General features: G+C 36.2%; 15 protein-coding genes. 13 read left to right on the top strand and 2 right to left on the bottom strand.

Annotation, left to right across the window (positions count from 1 at the left end; genetic code table 11):
* Positions 1-74 precede the first annotated feature (74 nt).
* The 12 genes from rpsA (at position 75) to RICGR_RS03335 (ending at position 15638) form a co-directional block, all read left to right on the top strand.
* Positions 75-1643, top strand: a complete 1569-nt coding sequence (rpsA, locus tag RICGR_RS03280; protein WP_006035859.1) for a 30S ribosomal protein S1 — start codon at positions 75-77, stop codon at positions 1641-1643.
* 277 nt (positions 1644-1920) lie between these two features.
* On the top strand, positions 1921-2211 hold the full coding sequence (locus RICGR_RS03285; RefSeq protein ID WP_006035774.1) for a LapA family protein: 291 nt from the start codon (positions 1921-1923) through the stop codon (positions 2209-2211).
* A gap of 39 nt (positions 2212-2250) precedes the next feature.
* The gene (gene lapB / locus RICGR_RS03290) at positions 2251-3411 is read left to right on the top strand and encodes a lipopolysaccharide assembly protein LapB (protein WP_006035163.1); all 1161 of its coding nucleotides are present in this window, start codon (positions 2251-2253) and stop codon (positions 3409-3411) included.
* A 263-nt stretch (positions 3412-3674) separates the two neighbouring features.
* Positions 3675-5831, top strand: coding sequence for a hypothetical protein (locus RICGR_RS03295; protein ID WP_006034862.1), 2157 nt, complete (start codon positions 3675-3677; stop codon positions 5829-5831).
* Between the two features lie 40 nt (positions 5832-5871).
* Positions 5872-6876, top strand: coding sequence for a SphA family protein (locus RICGR_RS03300; RefSeq protein WP_006035643.1), 1005 nt, complete (start codon positions 5872-5874; stop codon positions 6874-6876).
* Positions 6877-7107: 231 nt separating this feature from the next.
* Entirely contained in the window at positions 7108-7782 is a 675-nt protein-coding gene (locus RICGR_RS03305) for a DUF2490 domain-containing protein (RefSeq protein ID WP_006035317.1), read from the top strand.
* 39 nt (positions 7783-7821) lie between these two features.
* Positions 7822-8592: a hypothetical protein gene (locus RICGR_RS03310; RefSeq protein WP_006035790.1), complete on the top strand. Its 771-nt coding sequence runs from the start codon at positions 7822-7824 to the stop codon at positions 8590-8592.
* Positions 8593-8643: 51 nt separating this feature from the next.
* On the top strand, positions 8644-10608 hold the full coding sequence (locus tag RICGR_RS03315; RefSeq protein WP_006035002.1) for an alkyl/aryl-sulfatase: 1965 nt from the start codon (positions 8644-8646) through the stop codon (positions 10606-10608).
* A gap of 112 nt (positions 10609-10720) precedes the next feature.
* Positions 10721-11857: a hypothetical protein gene (locus tag RICGR_RS03320; RefSeq protein WP_006035734.1), complete on the top strand. Its 1137-nt coding sequence runs from the start codon at positions 10721-10723 to the stop codon at positions 11855-11857.
* A gap of 354 nt (positions 11858-12211) precedes the next feature.
* Positions 12212-13840, top strand: a complete 1629-nt coding sequence (locus RICGR_RS03325; protein WP_006035340.1) for a TULIP family P47-like protein — start codon at positions 12212-12214, stop codon at positions 13838-13840.
* 17 nt (positions 13841-13857) lie between these two features.
* Positions 13858-15144, top strand: a complete 1287-nt coding sequence (locus tag RICGR_RS03330; RefSeq protein ID WP_006035900.1) for a TULIP family P47-like protein — start codon at positions 13858-13860, stop codon at positions 15142-15144.
* A gap of 47 nt (positions 15145-15191) precedes the next feature.
* Entirely contained in the window at positions 15192-15638 is a 447-nt protein-coding gene (locus RICGR_RS03335) for a hypothetical protein (protein ID WP_006034732.1), read from the top strand.
* Between the two features lie 47 nt (positions 15639-15685).
* Here RICGR_RS03335 and RICGR_RS03340 read toward each other — a convergent pair whose 3' ends face one another.
* The gene (locus tag RICGR_RS03340; RefSeq protein WP_006035658.1) at positions 15686-16612 is read right to left on the bottom strand and encodes a ribosome-inactivating family protein; all 927 of its coding nucleotides are present in this window, start codon (positions 16610-16612) and stop codon (positions 15686-15688) included.
* A gap of 46 nt (positions 16613-16658) precedes the next feature.
* A complete protein-coding gene (locus RICGR_RS03345; RefSeq protein ID WP_006034941.1) occupies positions 16659-17069 on the bottom strand; it encodes a hypothetical protein in 411 nt (136 codons plus the stop codon).
* 230 nt (positions 17070-17299) lie between these two features.
* On the opposite strand from RICGR_RS03345, the gene RICGR_RS03350 reads away from it, so the two are divergent.
* Positions 17300-19570: a coiled-coil domain-containing protein gene (locus RICGR_RS03350; protein ID WP_006035133.1), complete on the top strand. Its 2271-nt coding sequence runs from the start codon at positions 17300-17302 to the stop codon at positions 19568-19570.
* The last annotated feature ends 16 nt before the right edge of the window (positions 19571-19586 follow it).

Consider the following 19586-nt stretch of genomic DNA (forward strand, 5'->3'; position numbering starts at 1 on the left):
TGTAATGGCTTAAAATTAACCGCGCATTTTGCGCCTTAACACCGTTCTTAAAAAGAACAAGTGATATAACGATTATGAGTGAGAGTTTTGCACAGCTATTGGAGGAAAATTTCTCCGAACGTATTTTTTATACCGGAATGATCATTACAGGGACTGTGGTTCGCATCGAAAAGGATCGTGTTGTCGTTAATGCGAATTTAAAATCAGAAGGATTGATCCCTATTGAGCAATTTTACAATGAAGCTGGCGAGTTAGAAGTCAGCGTTGGCGATCAAGTGGATGTGAGTATTGAATCTTTAGAAGACGGATTCGGCGAAACTCGTTTATCACGCGAAAAAGCCAAGCGTGCGGAAATGTGGGCTGCTTTACAGCGTGCACACGATGCCGATACGCTCGTGACAGGAAAGGTAACCGGAAAAGTAAAAGGCGGTTTTACAGTAGAAATTGGCAGTTTGCGAGCTTTTCTACCGGGCTCATTAGTAGATGTACGTCCCATACGTGATTCTAGTATTATTGAAGGTAAAGATCTCGAATTTAAAGTCATAAAACTTGATCCTAAGCGTAACAATATCGTTTTATCGCGACGTGCTGTACTTGAATCCGAAGGTCAAGCGGGACGAGAGCAGCTATTAACGGAGTTAGAAGAAGGGCAAGTGATTAAAGGTATTGTGAAGAACTTAGCGGATTATGGTGCTTTTATCGATTTAGGCGGCATTGATGGTTTATTACATGTTACGGATATTTCGTGGAAACGAGTGAAGCAACCCAGTGAAGTATTAAACATAGGCGACGAAATTGAAGTCGTCGTATTAAAGATAGAAAGAGAGCGGGGACGTGTTTCGTTAGGATTGAAACAATTAGTAGGCGATCCGTGGGAGGACTTAGTAAAGCGTTATCCTGTAGGTACTCGTTTGAAAGGTAAAGTAACGAATGTCACTGATTACGGCTGCTTTGTTGAAATAGAAGAAGGCGTTGAAGGCTTAGTTCATGTTTCAGAAATGGATTGGACCAATAAAAATATTAACCCCAACAAAATCGTACAAGCGGGTATGGAAATTGAGGTTATTGTACTGGATATTGATTCGGACCGACGTCGTATTTCATTGGGTATTAAACAATGTAAGTCAAATCCGTGGGAAGACTTTGCGCATACGCATGTTAAAGGCGAGCGTATTACAGGTAAAATAAAATCAATTACTGATTTCGGTCTTTTTATTGGGTTACCAGGAAATATTGATGGTTTAGTGCATTTATCGGATATTGCATGGAACCTATCTGGTGAAGAAGCGGTACGTAAATATAAAAAAGGCGATGAATTAGAAACCATTATTTTGTCGATAGATCCCGAACGAGAACGTATTTCGCTGGGTATTAAACAATTAGATACCGAATCATCGCATCCTTTTGATAAATACAGTAAGGATCAGAGAGTTAAAGGTAAAATCATTGAAATCAATGATGAAGGAATGAAGGTTGATTTAGGTAATCATGTGGAAGCTCAGCTTAAAGTGGCTGAATATGGCGAGGAAGGAAAAAATTTTGAAATAGGGCAAGAAATAGAAGCAAAGATTTTAAGTCTTGATCGAAAAAATCATTATATTTCATTGTCCCTTCTTGCTTTAGAAGAAAAAACAGCTCAATAATTTTTCTTAATTGTCTTAAAGGGAATCGGTAAGGATCATTGATGTAGGGTTGATAGGCGGAAGCGCTCGCTATGTCGAGTGCATTCGTCGGCTATAAAAAAAGATCAAGCGTGTTATATTTTTTCAGTAGTAAAAATAGAAAATGTGGATAGTCAAAAAGCAATAGAAAGACATGCTTAGATTAATGAGGCGTAGCACGTACAAATTCCACTATAGCATTATGTTTAATAATGGCTACTTGGAGCATCGGTTTCCGTCGAGTGAGTAGGTAAAATCTATGCGATTCATAACATATTTCTTCCTGATTGTTTTATTTATTTTTGGATTAATTTTTGCAGGTCTTAATGCGGATTTAGTGAGTGTAAATTATTACTTAGGGACTCAAAGAATACCGCTTTCTTTATTAGCCATATTGAGTTTTGTTTTTGGTGGCTTATTAGGTCTGCTAACAGCGTTTATTACCTATATTAAACTGAAATATGCGAACCGTCGTTTACGCCATCGTTTAAATCTCGTTGAAAAAGAACTCGCTAATTTAAGAGCCTTACCCTTTAAAGATCAACATTAATGGTTGAAACTATAGAAAATACTGAGCAGAAGAAATACTATGCTGGAATTGTTGTTTCTATTGCTTCCTCTTGCAGCTGCTTCAGGTTGGTATGCTGCTTATTGCCAATTTTCTAATTTACACCTCCGTAAAAAACAGGCATGTAATCGTGAGTATTTGCGTGGTTTAAACTACTTACTCAACGAGCAGTCTGATAAAGCGGTTGATACGTTTATTAGAATACTTGAAGTGGATACGGAAACGGTTGAAACGCATTTAGCGTTAGGTGTGTTATTTCGCCGCCGGGGGGAAATTGACCGAGCTATTCGACTTCATCAAAATTTGATTGCAAGACCTCATCTCTCATCCGCATTAAAATTACAAGCATTACTTGCCTTAGGAAGAGATTATTATTGTGCGGGTTTACTCGATAGGGCTGAACGTTTGTTTTTTGAAGTCATTCAGCAGGATGATAATGAATCAGCACGTATAGCTGTACGTTATTTGTTAGAAATCTATCAACAACAAAAACGGTGGGAAATTGCTATCAAGCAAGCAAAAAAAATTTCGAAATGGGATAGCAAAATTTTTAAAAACATTGCTCATTATTATTGTGAATTAGCATTAAATCTACTGAATGCAGAAAATAATCACAAAGAAGCTATCCGATTATTGGATCTCGCCTTAAAATATGACAAACACTGCGTACGCGCTAATCTCATTAAGGGAAAATTAGCGATTATTAACGAAAAATGGGAACAGGCTATTGCACTCTACCAAGCCGTAAAAAAACAAGATCCTGATTATATTACAGAAACGTTAGAGCCTTTAAATCAATGCTACTTACAACATCAGTCAGGAATAATAGGCCTACTCAATTATTTACGTGAAACACTCAATGAGCATGCGCAAACTTCCATTTCATTAGCGATTGTAAAATTGATTCAAGAAAAAGATAGTAATAAAGCATTGCAATTTTTAACGCAACAATTGCAAACTAAACCTTCATTAATCGGTTTATATCAATTAGTTGATTTACATTTAGCACAAGAAAATAATCCATTAACCAATAGAAATCATTTAACCAGTTTGAAAGATCTGATTAAAAAATTAATGGAAAATAAGCCAGTTTATCGTTGTTTAAACTGCGGTTTTAATAGCAAAATGCTTGATTGGTTATGCCCTGCCTGTCGTAATTGGAGCAGCATTAAACCCTTATAAAACGTCGTTTATTGTTTTAAAAAGTTTGGAATGTTTAAAAAATTATGTTAAATTAAAACGAGATAGGCCTCGTTTAAAAATGACCCAGAAATTATTAAATTATTTTTAGATTAAAAAAAATAGGGAAGTTATTACGCTACTCTCAGATTTTCCCTCCCACATACATTTAAACATTATTGTTTCAGCTTTTAGGCTAGAAACTATTTTTACCAGTGCCTAAAAACGTCTCAATAGAACAAAAAGTCTTAAAAAGGAGATGAATAATGCCCGTATTAACCAATCATTCGGATACTCTTGAAGAAATATCAATAATCGATCACCCTCTTCAGGGTATTCATCCTCTTCATGAAGGAAATAATATTCAGATAGAAAATTATCGGCTTAACCAACACGCTGTGTGTTTTTCCGATGCCTTAAATACCGTCGTTAAATACCATCTGGATGGAAAAGGGCGAACGCGCTTATCGTTAGAATTACTCAAACAATCGGGTTTGTTTGTCGTTTCTATTTTTGGTGTGATGTTTTACTACGTTCCAGCCAAAGCCTATGCCGAATCGATTTGTGCTGATCCCGATTATAAAGAAATCCCTTGTGATTTTTTTATAATCAATCATTTGACCGGTACCCTGTTGGTCGCAGGCGGCGTCTTAATGACAGCCACTAATGCCTTTTTTGATCAAATAAATGCTGAATTTATTCCTCCATCCCTTATTAATTATTTAAAATATCCGTTAAGTTATAAACACAAAATAGCTGAAAATATAGTGATATTTACGGGTTCTTTTATTGCTTCAGTCCCTTTTATCATACTGAGCATAACGAATCCTATACCCGGCTTACCGAAAGAAATTGTTGTTTTACAGTCCATGATTATTGGTTTAACCAATACATTACTTCATCTACTCCCTTTCAAATTAGTTTTAAAAAACCATTGGTATCGAATTCCTTTTTTACCTTTTGAATTTGTTGTTCAAAAAATATCGCATCAATTTCTTAGCGAAGAAAAAAAACAGGAAAAAGAATTACATAAGAAACTCAATCATTATTATTCGCTGGTTAAACAACGAATGATTGATCGCCTTGATCAGGCATTAAAGCTTTTAAGTATTTATGGGTTTAATTTTTCGGTGTGCGGCTCTACGAATTGCATTGCAAAAGATATGCGTGATATTCAAAAACAAGATTCCTCTCCTTTACAACTATTAACACAATTACTTCATTACATTCATCAAATTTCACCCAACCCAATCCATTATACGCCGAGTAAACTCAATAACATTTTTAGAAAATTAATTTATTTTTCAGGCGCAAGTTGGGTCATATTAGCCTGTTCAGGATTTGAGATAGGTACCTTTAGTGAAATAAATCGATTAACTGGAAATTTAGTTTCAGGAAGTATCCTTTCAGCACCTTCTATTTATTGCTTGGGTGTATTGTTAGCATTTTTTGGTGGAAATGCTTTACAAAACAGCTATGATTATTTGACAGCGTGGCAATACGATTCGATTAAAATTCCTGTTGAATTTAAACTTTATCCGAAAACATCTGTATTATTGATAATCATTTCAACCTACTTATCCTTTTTTTCTTATGCGGCTGGAGCGCAATTAATTGACGATAATTTTACAGGCGAGTTAGAATTTTTACGCCCTCATTTACTCCAATTTATGCTGAAGGTCTCTCAAACCGGTTTGATTTTTTTAGGTTCTACTGCGATGATAGATTTTGTTAAACGTGTGTTAGGAAAATTTGAGCAATATGGATATAATGAAGATACACGAACGGTGGCTTGTATTTTTGAGTCATTTCGACAAATGAAAAGTAGCATACAACTTTTTAAACCGGATTTGTTGTTGTCTTCTTTAGCGGACACAGATGAAGATCAATTAAAATCTATTTTAAATTTGCAACGAGAAAAAGACCGAGAAGAATTAAAACAGACATTATTAGAATTAAAATTAATCGTCCATCAAAAATTATTAAACGCGGCGCGAATACATGAAAACGATCACGGTAAAACTGAATTCATTAACGAATTATTGCAATGGATGAGTACGCAATTCGATTTTACGACATATCCAAAAGAAGCGTATATTAAATTACCGAAAGATTTGTATAAAATTTGTGAAGAATATAACGCTATTTGCAAAATGATAGAGCGCTTAGAGAAGTTAAACTTTGATTTTGATAATGAATCGCTTCTGTCTGTAGACCATACGAATTCAAACAATGAAGTTTATAGCGCTTATGGGCGCATGGAGCCTGCTGAAAAAACCCCTTTAATACCCAAAAAGGGAAGTGTAATGACTCGAGTTTATGCCCCTTTTCGGTTTTATTCATCGCCGTCTTTTCATGATCATGCAGATTCAGGTCGTTTTTCTATGCATGAACTTTCAAATTCAAATTACATGAGGATATAAATTTTAATCGTTTTTGACGATAGAAATTAAATTAATTTGCATGGATAGTCGCACACAACGTAAAACGAAAACCGTAAAATTAATGAGACCGATTTTTAAAGCGATGCTTTTTGTGTGGCTTTTAACAAACAGCAGTGAGCAAATAGCTGCACAAGAATTAGGACATTATATACCCGGTGCTTGGGATATTCGAAGCTTTATTTCACCGCCGCCGGGTTATTACTTGACGTTATACAACTATTTTTACACAAGCCACGATATAAAAAATCAAAATGGACATTCAATTCAATCCATAAACATTAGGGATACCCAAATTGCTTTGGACATTAATGTTCATAATGCGTTTGTTGCGCCTCTATTCATTTGGGTACCCAAAACCAAATTGATGGGTGCTGATTTCGCATTCATGTTATTACAACCCGTAGCAAATCCATCCTTGCAATCTTCCCTTCAAATACTGAATACAGGGCTTTCAATTAATCAATCCAGTTGGGGTATTGCAGATTCCTATGTTCGACCGTTATGGTTTACATGGCGATGGCCAATCGTTGATCTTTCAGCTTCTTATGCATTTTATGCACCAACGGGGAGATATCGTAATCTGAGTCGTAATAATACAGGTTTAGGCTTTTGGACGCATGAGTTTCAATGTGCGGGCACATGGTTTCCTGGTAAAAAACATTTATTATCCGTTACACTTGCAGGTACCTATGATTTTAATCAACGTAAAACGGATATTGACATTCGACCTGGAAATTATTTTTCTTTGAATTGGGGAATCAGTCAATTATTTTCTATTCGAGAAAAAGATAGTTTAGAAATTGGTATTCCGGGTTATGACCAATGGCAAATTACAAATGATTCAGGAGCTGCCGTGAAGGGTAATCCTTCTATCCATGATAAGGTCCATGCCGTTGGTCTCCAAGTAGGTTATACGTTGGCTGCTTTAAACTTAGTTGTAACCGGGAAATGTCTTCAAGAGTTTCGTGCACGGTCTCGATTTCAGGGAAGAGTCTACACATTGTCTTTGTCAACCCATTTCTAATCAGGTTAAATTGTTCAGCTGGAAAGGCATCGATCGATTTTAAATCGTTTCAAAAAATGGGAGGGATTTTAGGAAATAATAGCTAATCTATTTTTATCCCATAACCAATGAAAATAGCAAATACTCAACCCAATTAACCCAACGTATTTTTTAAAACAACAATCTACTTTTAACAATAGTAATTTTTCCATTTTTAGGTTACGAATTAATGATGAGGAAAAACATGATAAAATGAAATTCAATTTTTATAGTGGCTTGTTGTTATTATTTTTCCCACTCATTTGCTTTGCATGTGAACAGCATGAAAAGCTTTGGCTAGGGATAGATACCCAGCGGAGCTTTTCTGAAAACAGTCCCTGGCTTTACTCCATTTCATCTGAATTAAGATTTATTAATAACGATCATCCGTGGCAAACACTATTTTTTGAAGGTGGGGTTGGGCGTCAAATTTTATTCAATAAAAATATTTGGTTGGGTTATCGATGGTCAGGTCATGACCCGTCCCATCAATTTTACTCAGAAAATCGTTTTTTTCAGCAATTTATTTGGCCTATTAATCCAAAGGATCGCATCCGTTTTATTTCGCGATCCCGTTTAGAGGAAATAATACGAGAAAACCAACATCCAATGACGTTTCGATTGCGAAAACGAATTTCAGCAGAAATAAAATATGATTTTAGGAGAAAGATCAATCCTTATTTTTACGATGAGCTTTTTTTTCGTTTAAATAAAACAAAGTATACTTCCGACAGTGTTTTAAGTGAAAATCGACTATTTTTAGGTGTCCGTATTTATTTATCCAAGAAAAAATCAGTAAAAATAGGCTATATTAATCAATATCAATCTGAAACACCTTTCAGCAAAAATCAACTCAATCATATTTTAGCACTAACCTATTCCTTTTAAGTGGATAACTGATTTTAAACTTTTATAGTGAGTTTATTCATGAAAAAATTAACGTTATTTTTCCTTTTATGCGTCATGATTGGTTATGCGCTCTACGTAAAAGCAGATAATACATCCACTGATTTAACACAAGCCAATAATCCCATTGCGAATATTAAAGCATTTAATATTCAAAACTATTATTATTCTAATCTATCCGCGTTGGATACTTCGGGCGATACCGTATGGTTACGTTACGCACAGCCTATTCATAAATTTTTAATACGAGCGTCCATGCCGATCCAAAATTTTCCTACCGAATCATCGCATAAAACGGGAACCGGTGATTTTAATATTTTCGCTGCTTATTTATTGAATACAGGAAATCCATCAATAAGCTTTGGCATCGGTCCTTTGCTTGTCGCGCCCACCGCAAGCCCCAGTGTTTTAGGGAATGGCCAATGGCAAGGAGGGCTTGCAATCGTGTATTTCAATGGAAGCTCAAAAAAAATCCAATTTGGCGGATTAATGACGTATCAAGCCGATTTTACAGGCAACAAAAACAGAGAACATACCAGTCTGCTTACTCTACAGCCTTTTGCATTCTACCAATTAGGTCAAGGTTATTATTTAAGGACAGCACCGACGTGGGTATTCAATTTTGTTCCCAATAGCCATGTTATTCCACTGAGCGTTGGTTTTGGAAAAGTAAGCAAAATTGGGAAAACCATCTATAATTTTTTTATTGAACCACAATTTTCAATTTCACATAAGGGAGCAGGGCAGCCACTAACACAAATTTATGCTGCACTTAACTTACAATTTCTTTGATTCTAATAATAAAGAGTCAAGCTTTTTTATTTTATTAATAGGATTACAGGTATGTTTTGGAAAATGATTCCCTTTTTTTTATTAGTGTTGGGCTTGAATGTCTATGCAGACGATTTAACGCCAAAAGCAGCATCTCAATTTACCAAATCAGCCAACCAATCCTTCCTCAATAAACTTCCCTTCCATAATAAAAAAGCTTTTGACGATGCAAAAGCTCATTTTATAGGAAATGCTCCCGATTTAGAGATTAAAAATAAACACGGTCAGGTGATTTGGTCGATGAAAAACTATGCGTTTATCCCAGCCTCTTTCCAAGCTCCTTCGACCGTGAATCCAAGTCTTTGGCATCAAGCAAGACTCAACATGAATTATGGTCTTTATCACGTTAAGGATAATATTTATCAAGTACGGGGTTATGATCTTTCTAACATGGATATTATTGAGGGAAGAGAAGGCCTTATTATCATCGATCCATTACTCACTGAAGAAACTGCAAATGCAGCGCTTGCGTTATATTATCAGCACCGGCCTAAAAAGCCGGTTATTGCGGTTATTTATACACATAGTCACGCGGATCATTATGGCGGTGTGAAGGGGATCGTAACCCCTGAATCGGTTGCAAACGGAAAAGTAAAAATAATAGCCCCAGAAGGCTTTTTAAGCGCCGCTGTAAGTGAAAATGTTTATGCAGGAAATGCAATGAGCCGGCGCGCAACCTATATGTATGGTGCATTATTGCCCAAAAGCGAAACAGGCCAGATTGATGCTGGTTTAGGAAAAACAATATCACTGGGCAATATCAGCTTAATTCCGCCTACTGATGTTATTCGTAAAACAGGTGAAAAACGAATGATTGACGGCGTCGAGATGGTCTTTCAAATGGCGCCCCATACTGAAGCTCCGGCTGAAATGCTTATTTATTTCCCAAAACAGCGGGCATTATGCATGGCAGAAGATGCGACTCATACCTTACACAATCTTTATACCTTGCGAGGAGCACAAGTTAGAGATCCCGCGAGTTGGTGGAAAACAATCAATGAAGCGATTGAACGGTGGGGGAACCAATCTGATGTAGTATTTGCTCAACATCATTGGCCTATGTGGGGTTCAGAAAACATTGTGAATTATTTAAAAAAACAAAGAGATCTTTACAAATATATCCACGATCAAACACTTCATATGATAAATCAAGGGTATACCCTAACTGAAGTGGGTAATCGGCTTACATTACCCCCATCGTTAGCGAGTGAATGGTATAATCGAGGCTACTATGGTTCCGTGAGTCATAATGCGAAAGCAGTTTATCAACGTTATATCGGTTGGTATGATTCCAATCCGGCCCATCTCAATCCTTTATCCCCCGCGGAAGCCGGAAAACGCTATGTTGAATTTATGGGAGGAGAAGAAGCCGTTATCCACAAAGCACGGGAATACTACCAAAAAGGGGAGTATCGATGGGTGGCTGAAGTCCTGAATCACGTTGTTTTTGCCAATCCTAATAACAAAGCCGCACGTTATTTAGAAGCCGATGCGTTTGAACAGCTGGGTTATCAATCTGAAAATGCAACCTGGCGAAATGAATATTTGATGGGAGCTTACGAACTTCGTCATGGCGTCCCTCATGTGGCAGGAACTGAAACGGCGAGTCCCGATACACTACGTGCGATGCCCATAGAAATGTATCTTGATTTTATGGGTATTCGATTGAATAGCCATAAAGCAGAAGGTAAAAAATTTAAAATTAATCTCAATTTAACGGATAAAAACCAATCCTATGCACTTGAAATAGACCATTCAGTATTGATCTATACGCCCAATAAACATTTTAAAGATGCCGATGTCAGCTTAAATCTTAAAAGAAGTACGTTTGATAAGCTCACCTTAAAGCAAGAAAATATGATGCACGATATATCAACTGGTGATATTCAATTAGAAGGTAACCAACAAAAGCTTGATGCATTTATGAATTTATTTGATAATTTTCCGCCCATGTTTAATATTATTACGCCGAATTAAATAAACGTATTTTTATTGATTGTGAATTTTTCCATTTTATAATTTTATTAGATATTGTAGACTATAAATTATAAAAATAGCGAACGGAAAAAATATTACGGAAATCAACGCAATGAAAAAAAACACGGCAGGTAAAATTAAAATATTCGAAAAGAGGGAAACTAAATTTCCAGTCCATTTTCCCGAAAATTTATTGGAAACCCAAGAACAAAAGAAGAAAAATAAAACGCAAGTAGCGGGTGCGCCTACGCCAAAACCGAGACGAACAAAAAAATTTTTACCGGCTGAACAAACAGAATGTGCTAATGTTCCTTTAAGCGAAGCAGAGGCGGCGGCTTATTCGCTTTATAAGAGCCACCATCCCTATGATGACTCAACACAAGACTATTATTCTAACGTAGCTTATGTTGATTCAGAAAAGTCTGAATATGAAAATCTTTTGCTTCAAGGGGTCACGGATGATACGTGCACTTATATCGATCCAGAAGGATTTTCTTTAACACTGCCTAAAAAAAAACCGGGATACAGTCCCTATGACGATTCCCAACCCAGTGACTATTGTCCTGAGGGACAATCTGTTGATTCCAGAAAATCTGAATATGCGAACCTTTTATTGCTCGATGAAACGGATGATGTGCGTATTTATCTTGATCCTGAAAAAAATTGTATGGTTATTCCTAAAAAGAAAATCGAATCTCTCGAAGCGGCTTCACCAGGAGAGGGTGCTTCGTCTTTCTGTGTTGCTCCTATAAACACACAAAAAAAGCGAACAAAAAAGTCAGCAATGATTCCAAATACAGATAAAGTATATTATACTGAGCTTGATTTAACGCCATCTAATCAACATTTATTTGCACTGAATCCTTCCTTCACAAACCAAAAAAAATTAGAAACAAAGTATCAACTTGACTCTTACGATCAATTAGCGTCAGTCCAAGAACAGCAAAAAAAAAATCAGCGATCACGAAGTGGAAAGCCCATAGAGACAGTCTCAAGTTTAATGAGAAATCCCGTTGTAAAAAAGAAAAAAAATAGAAGAAAAGCGAATTATCCGGGTTCCTTATCGACTGCATTTCGGAACCTTGAAATTTCAACAATACACGAGGAGGCCGTTGCCTTTGGAATCCAACAGGACCATGAAGAGACTCGACCTGGTTTTTTTTCTAAAAATAAAGAAAAAAACGCTGAAAGTAATACTCCAACCAGTCAATCGATTTCCGATTTTTTCTTTCGAAAAGGAAATAAATAAGCATTGGATTTTCGTAAAGTATACACAGGTTGTTTTACAGAAATTAAATTTTATAAAAAATCACTTTTAGATTTCCTCTCTTAAATTATCTTCTGAAATATTGTTGATTCTTACCCAGTTATTAAGAAGAAAACATATAAAGAATAGGATATTACGTATTTGTTTTTTTATTTGAAATTAAATAAACTAGTATAGTATATTTTTATTTAACAAGGAGTAAAATTTACTTACATTTATCTAAATCTAATGTATTAGATTTTATCTGTCGATAATTGAGATATAAATAATAAATTAATTGTCATCATTGTAAAAATAAAAAATAAGAATTTATAAAAAAATTATATGGAGAAAAAAATGGCTTCTATATCGACAAGTGGTTGGGATGTTGTCAGTGTCACAGATATTGATACGATGAATAAAATAATTAATTTAGAAGGTAAAGAACTTTATCCATCAGAATTTGCAGAAAGTATTACGATTTTAAATAATGTTTTAAAAATAGTTGGAGAATGGGATACATGGGAGATGTTACATGAAGCAAGTGGAAAAAAAATTTCTTTTAGATGTCATATAAAAGCTGGTAACGTTGAATTTTATAACAAAGACGATAACAAACACTATGAAATGAATACAAATGGAACATTATCCTACCTAGATATAGAGGTGGCTTTAGATGGAATAGTGGATGACCCCAAAAAATGGATTGAAAATGATAAGACATCGATTCTTACGGCTACAACGCAGTGTTTCAAATTAATGATTACACAAAAAGAGAAAATAATTGTTACTTCTTCAACGTTTACAAATGAACAAATTGGTAATAACAATTTAGCTTTATTTTGTCAAAACGCTTTCCAACTTTGGTTTAATAATAATATTGAAGCTTTTGGACAAATATTTTCAATAGTACTTATCGGCTTGGAAGCAAGTCAGGGAGATTTTCAATGGCTGAAACCTTCTGCGTATAGCTATGCTGCAAATAATTCTATTGATGGTAAAACAGCAGCTTTTGGAACATTGGCATTAATTGATGGAAAAACAGATATTAATGAGCGACAACAGACAATCGATGTAGGTGCTTTGCAGATTGTTAAGCCCTTCGGTGCAAATGCTGCACTCATTATCAGTAAGACCATGTTTGTTAAACATATTCTACTTAAGGCAGCAGTCAATCTTATTAAAAATACGACCGAAGAAGACTTCGAAATTAGCGAAACCGGCTTATCACTTTCAAACAAAAAAGAGATGGTTTGGCAAGATTTCGAAGGTGAGGATGGAATATGGTCACCCCTTATACCTAAAAATTCTTTTATTTTAACACTTCAATCTGATCATATTTATATCAACATTTCTAATGCACATTATCGTCCGCGTGCTGGCGTTACCGTCTATATGAGTCTTGAACAAAATTTTAAATATAAAGTTGAAAAAAACAAGAAAGGAGAACCTATTTTTGTTCCTGATGAAAAAGGAATGGGAGACGCTCATGTATATTGTCATGTAGAATTAGATAAGTGGTTAAATTGGTTAAGTCTAGTAACAGGAATTATCACTTCGATAGCCTCAGTATTTGCCTTAGGTATAGGGGTTGCAGGAGCGATTTCCAAAGGTGCTCAAGCGACTCTCATTGGTAGTGAAGCAACGAGAACAGCCAGTTTTAGTTTTAAATTATTGGGTATCCCAATAAATTTAGAAAAATTGGCCCCAATAGCCATCGATATCCAAAACGGTATTGCTAGAAATCCTACCGTTTTTAATGCGGTTAAACTGGGATTCACAATTACTGCGGCAACAACCGGTATTACCTTTGGTGCAATTATGATAGCAAATGCGATTTATAACGAAAAGTATAATGATGTACCCTCTTTCCGTGTCTTTGCTGATAATCTAACAGGCGCCATTCAATGGCCTAGAGTAGAGAATATGGAACTAAAATCAGCAACGTTAGCGGATAGTTTCGTCATCGGACTGAATATTACCTAATAATAAAAGGAGTAAAAATGGATATGTATAACTGGGACATTGTCTGTGCAACTTCATGTGAAGCGGTTAATTGCGAACTTGAACAATCTCGAAATTTAATGATTAGCGACTTTTCTTATAGACACGATAGTGGTGATTATATAACGGGCGTGTTTGGTAACTGGCAGATTGTACCCGGAGGTAGCTCACAACGCATTAATTTTATCACGCCTATAAAAAAAGGAAAACTGTCAACGACAATTGCCGGAAAGAAAATAGACATTATTGTTGACGGGATTTGTCCTAAGCTCGAAATTGAACTTACCTTTGTAGGAACTGATATAAATACTGAGACACAGCTTCGATTCAACTGCAAAAACGTCATTACCAAGCGGTCGTTATTACGGTCTGGGGAGGGTAATATTGTCATTTTAGAGGATGATATCAATGATCTTTTTCCAAGTAATGAAAAATTTTCTTCAGCAATTTTCAGTCAACGCATGGCAGAGATGATTGTAGACAATCAAGAAAAACTCAAATTTGTTTTTTCTTATCTCGTAAATCTTCCAAGCGGTAGTGAAATTAGTTGGATGAAACCCTGTATAATTCAGTATTCATATAACGAATCTATCAATGGTAAATTAGGTTCATTAGGTATTCTTGCTATTTTGGAAATTAATAAAAAACCACCTAAGATAGCCGATCTACAACTTCAATTTGATCCTTTTTTAATTGCAGAAGGATCGTCAGTAGGTTTCGCTATCGCAAAATGGGCATTTGTTGAGCGAGTAATTTTACCGGGTTTACCCGGGTTATTTAAGGGATCGAGTATTTCTAATTTTAAAATAAATGAAATGCACACTATCGGAAACAATGGGCTTATCCCTTTGGAAAAAGTTTCCACCGGATATAGACCTTATTTCGATAATGCGACGATAAAAATTTTAGATAACAAAATTGTAATTATTAATACCACAGGTCGATGTGATGTCGTTAAAAAGAGTAGTTATGTTACTTTCTCCCTTTCAGGGATCTATTCCGTTTATTTACATCAGGATAATAACATTCCTACAGTTCGTCTAAGTTATACGTCTAAACCCTCTTTGCTTGTTGATTCTCACGTCGATCCCAGCGTTTGGATATTTTGGATTTTAGGGGGGTTTACGGTGCACGCGATTATTCAAGGTATCGAAGGTCAGATGCGTTCACGTGCTTGGGATTTCGAAGGTCATTCGCTTAAATTTGATATTTTCCCCATTGAAATGAATAATAAAACCACTTATAAAAAATGTGGTTTAGCTGAAAATTTCTATATGAATGGATAAATGGAGTGTGAATAATCTAAAAAAATTGATTAGCTAGAGATAATTAAATGAACCGTTCATTGTTTAGTGATATTAAAGAATTCAGTAGAATCGAGCTGATTGGAGAGTGTTTAAATACTTTTGGATCAATCTGTCCTTATAGTAATAAATTTTATATTTTTTTTATAGCGAGAGATTCAAACTATAATTCTGTAATGCTAGAAGAAAAAGATATAATCTATGCAGTGAAGAATAAAAAAATTAGGCTTGTCCATTATCTTACGGGAGACGAATATACTTTAGGAATCGTACTAGAAAATCCACAAGGAGATATGTTTACATTAACTAATTTTTTTAGAAAGAAGGAGGTTAATGTCATGGAAATTGTTGCTGGAAAATTTTCTGGTTATGCACCTATCAGCGTAGTCTTTGACCTTTCTAATGAAATCATAATCTCTACCGAGTTTATGTCATTTTCTGGCTTTGAGTGCAGGGCACTGGTCTATCAAAAATAAGTAATCTGTTGAAATGTGAATTTTTTAAGCCATAGTGAATAAAGGCCTTACTCACTAAGAATAGTGGATAAGGTTTTTTTATCCCAGATTACTTTATTGATAACGATTGGATCCGCCATAGAACATTGTGCATAGACATTTGTTTTAGGTCGATGATAGCAGTCAAGTAATAATGCTACTGCGTACAAAATTTCTGTGAGTCCATTTAATCGAATATTTCCTACTTGCACCTGGGTTGAATCAGGGCTATAGCTCGGTAAAGTCGCACTTAATCCTCCCCAATTGAGTGTTAGACTGATGTTAGAAGGACTCATGATATAATGTGAATTACTGGCGGTTTGACTCAGGACGGGTCTAAAGTTTCTTTGTATTTGCCTAAATCGTAAGGCCTCTGGAAGTACGGTTATAAACCGTAGCATCGCTCGCGCGGAAGCTTGATTGAGGGCGGTTCCTGAGAACTGATTTAAATCACGATAACTCGTTACCAAGCTATGCCTATTTATTTGTAATCTATCGCGACGAACGTCGCCGACTCGTTCAAGCTCCGTATAATCTGAACCTGTAGTGAGATCAACGATTTGTACATGGATGTCACTCGGCAGAACCGTATTTTGTCTATCTCGAAATCTATAAAAAGTATTACCTTGAATAAAACCTGCGAGGTAAAGATTCTCAGGTGATAAAACTAATCTTATTGGAACGCTTGTATTCGGATCATCATAATCAATTCCTTGTAAGGTTACAATGATACCGATGTTGGAGGCGCTGGGCGATAAAACGAAAACACTGATGCTCATATTTCCTTGAGAAGTGGTTAAATTTGGAAGTCGTATGCCAATACGCTCTCTTATTTTATTTAATGAATCCACATAGGATTTAGGAGAACTAAAATCAACTGAACACGTGATAGCCAGTGAAAAAGAACTATAAAAAAATAGCAGGGCAAAGCTTAAAAATTGTAGAGCGTAAAACATCGTTCTTTTTCTCTGCTTCATTACACAAATTAATACATCAATGATGCTATTTAATTGATTGGCTCATTGTTTCACTTTCATTTTTACATTCTTGACCGTAGTGGGCTTGGGGCCAACAGGCATTTCTATTTGCATAATGCATATCCACAATATAATTTGGACCCCATCCCACTTCACCTTGCGCTTTTGCTTGAACCTCTAAACCCAATATAAATGCCTTTTGCGCCATTAAACAGATATCTCTTGCAGCAAAATGATAACCGTTCGAGTAATAATTATTATTCGAGTCGCTAATCGCGATATAGCAGCGATTATTATTACCGTTTTTATCAGCCGCAAAATGTATGTTCTCAATGAGGCCTTGGAGAATGTAAGTTTTCGCTTTCTCTGTAGCCACTGCTAAAGTAGACGCTGCCAAACAAGAAAGTGAAATAAATATAACTATTTTCTTTTGCATCGATTTTTCTACTCCAGTGTAAAAAAAGAAACGCTTCACTATTATAATGTATAAAGACATCCAATAGATCGAAAAAAAATAATTTAGAAATGTTTTTGCTGACGTTTACTTTTTTAATATTAAAAATAATGTGTCGTTGTCGTTCGATAGGCTAAAAAAATACATTTAACTTTTTGTTAAATGTGTAATAAAATTGACAGCACATAATTAAAATAATGGAACCCATAGAAATGAATGCATTTGGTGACGCGTTAAAACAATTTAAAAGAGATGGTTTTTTTATTTATCAAGACCACTACTTAACGAGTAAGCAGCTTAAAAAATTAAAAGCGAGTTTTGAAGAACTTGATTCGGGTGTCACCTATCGATTTCATTTAAATAATGTGAGACTTGATCCCTACCGCCGATCGGCAGCAGTTCCCGTATTAAAAAAAAATTCTATTTGTATAAGACGGTCTGACAGCTCCAGTAGCGCTGAAAGTACCAATGGTTCTTCTCATTTTGCCCAGCGGATTGCAGCGTTTGAACAATTCAACGAAGAGCAAGTCGAAACTAAACTGACACTCTCTCGAAATGAACTTGCAAAAGAATTGCTCAGTGTCTTTCAATCAGGGCTTGCGTGGTGTTCAATTAAACTTGAACGTGTTTATTTTCAGGAAGGATCGGAAGAAAAAGATTACCTCAATATCGATTTTCATCGGCGATTATTGATCCATTTAACACAACATCACACCTTAACCACATTGAGTTTAGCACCCTTTTTATTACATCAAGGCAGTGTATCACTCTGTACGTTTTTATCTAAAAATAAATACCTCCTCGATCTATCGTTAGGCATCGTCGCAGGAAAACTTCTTGACTGGGAAAATTTAGGGTTAAAACTTGCGGAACACCCTGTATTAAAACAGGCGAATTTCGAAAACACCGCGCTGAATGATGCGAATTGCTCCGGCCTACTTACATTAGCAAAGAATAATTATCAAACGCCTATTATTTTTCCAGTGCTTCGGTCTCAGGATGAACGGTTTGTAAACAGAGTGCTGGCCCAAGAATATCAAGCGTTAACCGAACGTTTAAAAGAAACACCCGAACAACGATTTAAACAGGAACGTTTATCAGAGGAAAGTCTATTGAATCTTGCACTTAACGCGCTCGTTAAGATCAACGCCGTGCAGCCGATTACCTATGGCGGCGCTTCCTTACATAACGCTGCTGGACCGAAGATGAAACTGGCTGAAGGGGCGGTGAGTGTAGTGAGTCAATTCATCGATGCAACCGTCAATGAAGCCCAAGTGGCCGGTAGACTACTCGAAAACAACTCACGTAAAAGTATGAGGAAAAATCAGGAACAAAACGCACTGAAACTTTTTGCTTATTTAATCGGAGAGCAGGATCCTGAGTTGCTTCAACATTCGGAGGAAGCCCGTTCGACATTACCCAAAGTCTATCAGGATAACTGGGACTATCTCAAGGATCATTTGTCGTTGTTTCAATTGAATTTAAACAATCCGCATCCGGATAAAAATCAGAGTATCGCTCGTTTTTTACTGGATAAAGTGTATGAAATCAAGAATATAAAGGCGTTGCGTCTCTTACTGGGGACGTCTATCAATATTTTTGAACCCGTGATGGATGTGCAAGAGGCTTTTTTAGTGAAAGCATTCAAAAATAACGCGCAAGAGATGAAGTCATTTAAGCAAGCGTTATTGGAGCACATTATTCAAGATGACACCGCCATGGGAGCAATAGAAAAACAATTAGAGACCTATCCTGATTTGCTCGTCCCTTATCAATCCTTGATAAAACATTTGGATCGTTATGCCGTTATTCTACACCAACGAGAAAAAGATAATGTGATTAATCAACTGATTGCGATGCTTAAATCGGGTCTGTTTTTTATATGGAAAGAGGATACTGCAGCAAAAAGGCCAGAAGAATTTTCAGGAATCAAATATCATTTAGAGCGCAGTGTTCAACGTATTGTCGGTTCTGGTGATACAGGACCTGGTAGTCATGAGTTTCAAGCCGCAAGAGAATGCTTTGAAAAAATGATGGAAATTTCTGAAAAAGCACAGAAGGGTCGATTTTGGGCATCTAATCTGCACGATGACGTCATGCGCTTTTCAAAACAATTGATCTCTGAATTAAATAAAATACAAAATAAGCTGACGAATAAATATAAAGAAGATGCTGAAGCACTCGCAGAGAAGCAAACAGAGTTAAAAGAAAAACATGCGCAAGAAATGGCAAAAATGAAAGCAGAAGTGGATGCGAAGCAAGCAGAGATCGCGGAAAAACAGGCTGAGGCTGAGGTTTGGAAAACGAAGGCTAATGCGAAGCAAGCAGAGGTGGATGCGAAGCAAGCTGCGGCGGATGCAGAAATAAAAAGGTTAAGAGCGTTACTCATGGCTCGTCGTCGTCGAACGTTGCCGCAAACCCACGCGACACTGGATACGGAAGCTGCCGAAACACGTTCTCCGTTTTTTACGGCGCGTCGCTAAGCCGTTGCATTTATCG

Source organism: Rickettsiella grylli (assembly GCF_000168295.1).
GTDB classification, from domain to species: Bacteria; Pseudomonadota; Gammaproteobacteria; order Diplorickettsiales; family Diplorickettsiaceae; genus Aquirickettsiella; species Aquirickettsiella grylli.

What these genes read in the sequence shown, in the direction of transcription:
- RICGR_RS03310 (WP_006035790.1), top strand. Translation starts at nt 7,822, where the DNA reads ATGAAAAAATTAACGTTATTTTTCCTTTTATGCGTCATGATTGGTTAT.
- RICGR_RS03350 (WP_006035133.1), top strand. Translation starts at nt 17,300, where the DNA reads ATGAATGCATTTGGTGACGCGTTAAAACAATTTAAAAGAGATGGTTTT.
- RICGR_RS03285 (WP_006035774.1), top strand. Translation starts at nt 1,921, where the DNA reads ATGCGATTCATAACATATTTCTTCCTGATTGTTTTATTTATTTTTGGA.
- RICGR_RS03320 (WP_006035734.1), top strand. Translation starts at nt 10,721, where the DNA reads ATGAAAAAAAACACGGCAGGTAAAATTAAAATATTCGAAAAGAGGGAA.
- RICGR_RS03330 (WP_006035900.1), top strand. Translation starts at nt 13,858, where the DNA reads ATGGATATGTATAACTGGGACATTGTCTGTGCAACTTCATGTGAAGCG.
- RICGR_RS03300 (WP_006035643.1), top strand. Translation starts at nt 5,872, where the DNA reads ATGGATAGTCGCACACAACGTAAAACGAAAACCGTAAAATTAATGAGA.
- RICGR_RS03315 (WP_006035002.1), top strand. Translation starts at nt 8,644, where the DNA reads ATGTTTTGGAAAATGATTCCCTTTTTTTTATTAGTGTTGGGCTTGAAT.
- RICGR_RS03295 (WP_006034862.1), top strand. Translation starts at nt 3,675, where the DNA reads ATGCCCGTATTAACCAATCATTCGGATACTCTTGAAGAAATATCAATA.
- RICGR_RS03305 (WP_006035317.1), top strand. Translation starts at nt 7,108, where the DNA reads ATGAAATTCAATTTTTATAGTGGCTTGTTGTTATTATTTTTCCCACTC.
- rpsA (WP_006035859.1), top strand. Translation starts at nt 75, where the DNA reads ATGAGTGAGAGTTTTGCACAGCTATTGGAGGAAAATTTCTCCGAACGT.
- lapB (WP_006035163.1), top strand. Translation starts at nt 2,251, where the DNA reads ATGCTGGAATTGTTGTTTCTATTGCTTCCTCTTGCAGCTGCTTCAGGT.
- RICGR_RS03340 (WP_006035658.1), bottom strand. Translation starts at nt 16,612, where the DNA reads ATGTTTTACGCTCTACAATTTTTAAGCTTTGCCCTGCTATTTTTTTAT.
- RICGR_RS03325 (WP_006035340.1), top strand. Translation starts at nt 12,212, where the DNA reads ATGGCTTCTATATCGACAAGTGGTTGGGATGTTGTCAGTGTCACAGAT.
- RICGR_RS03345 (WP_006034941.1), bottom strand. Translation starts at nt 17,069, where the DNA reads ATGCAAAAGAAAATAGTTATATTTATTTCACTTTCTTGTTTGGCAGCG.
- RICGR_RS03335 (WP_006034732.1), top strand. Translation starts at nt 15,192, where the DNA reads ATGAACCGTTCATTGTTTAGTGATATTAAAGAATTCAGTAGAATCGAG.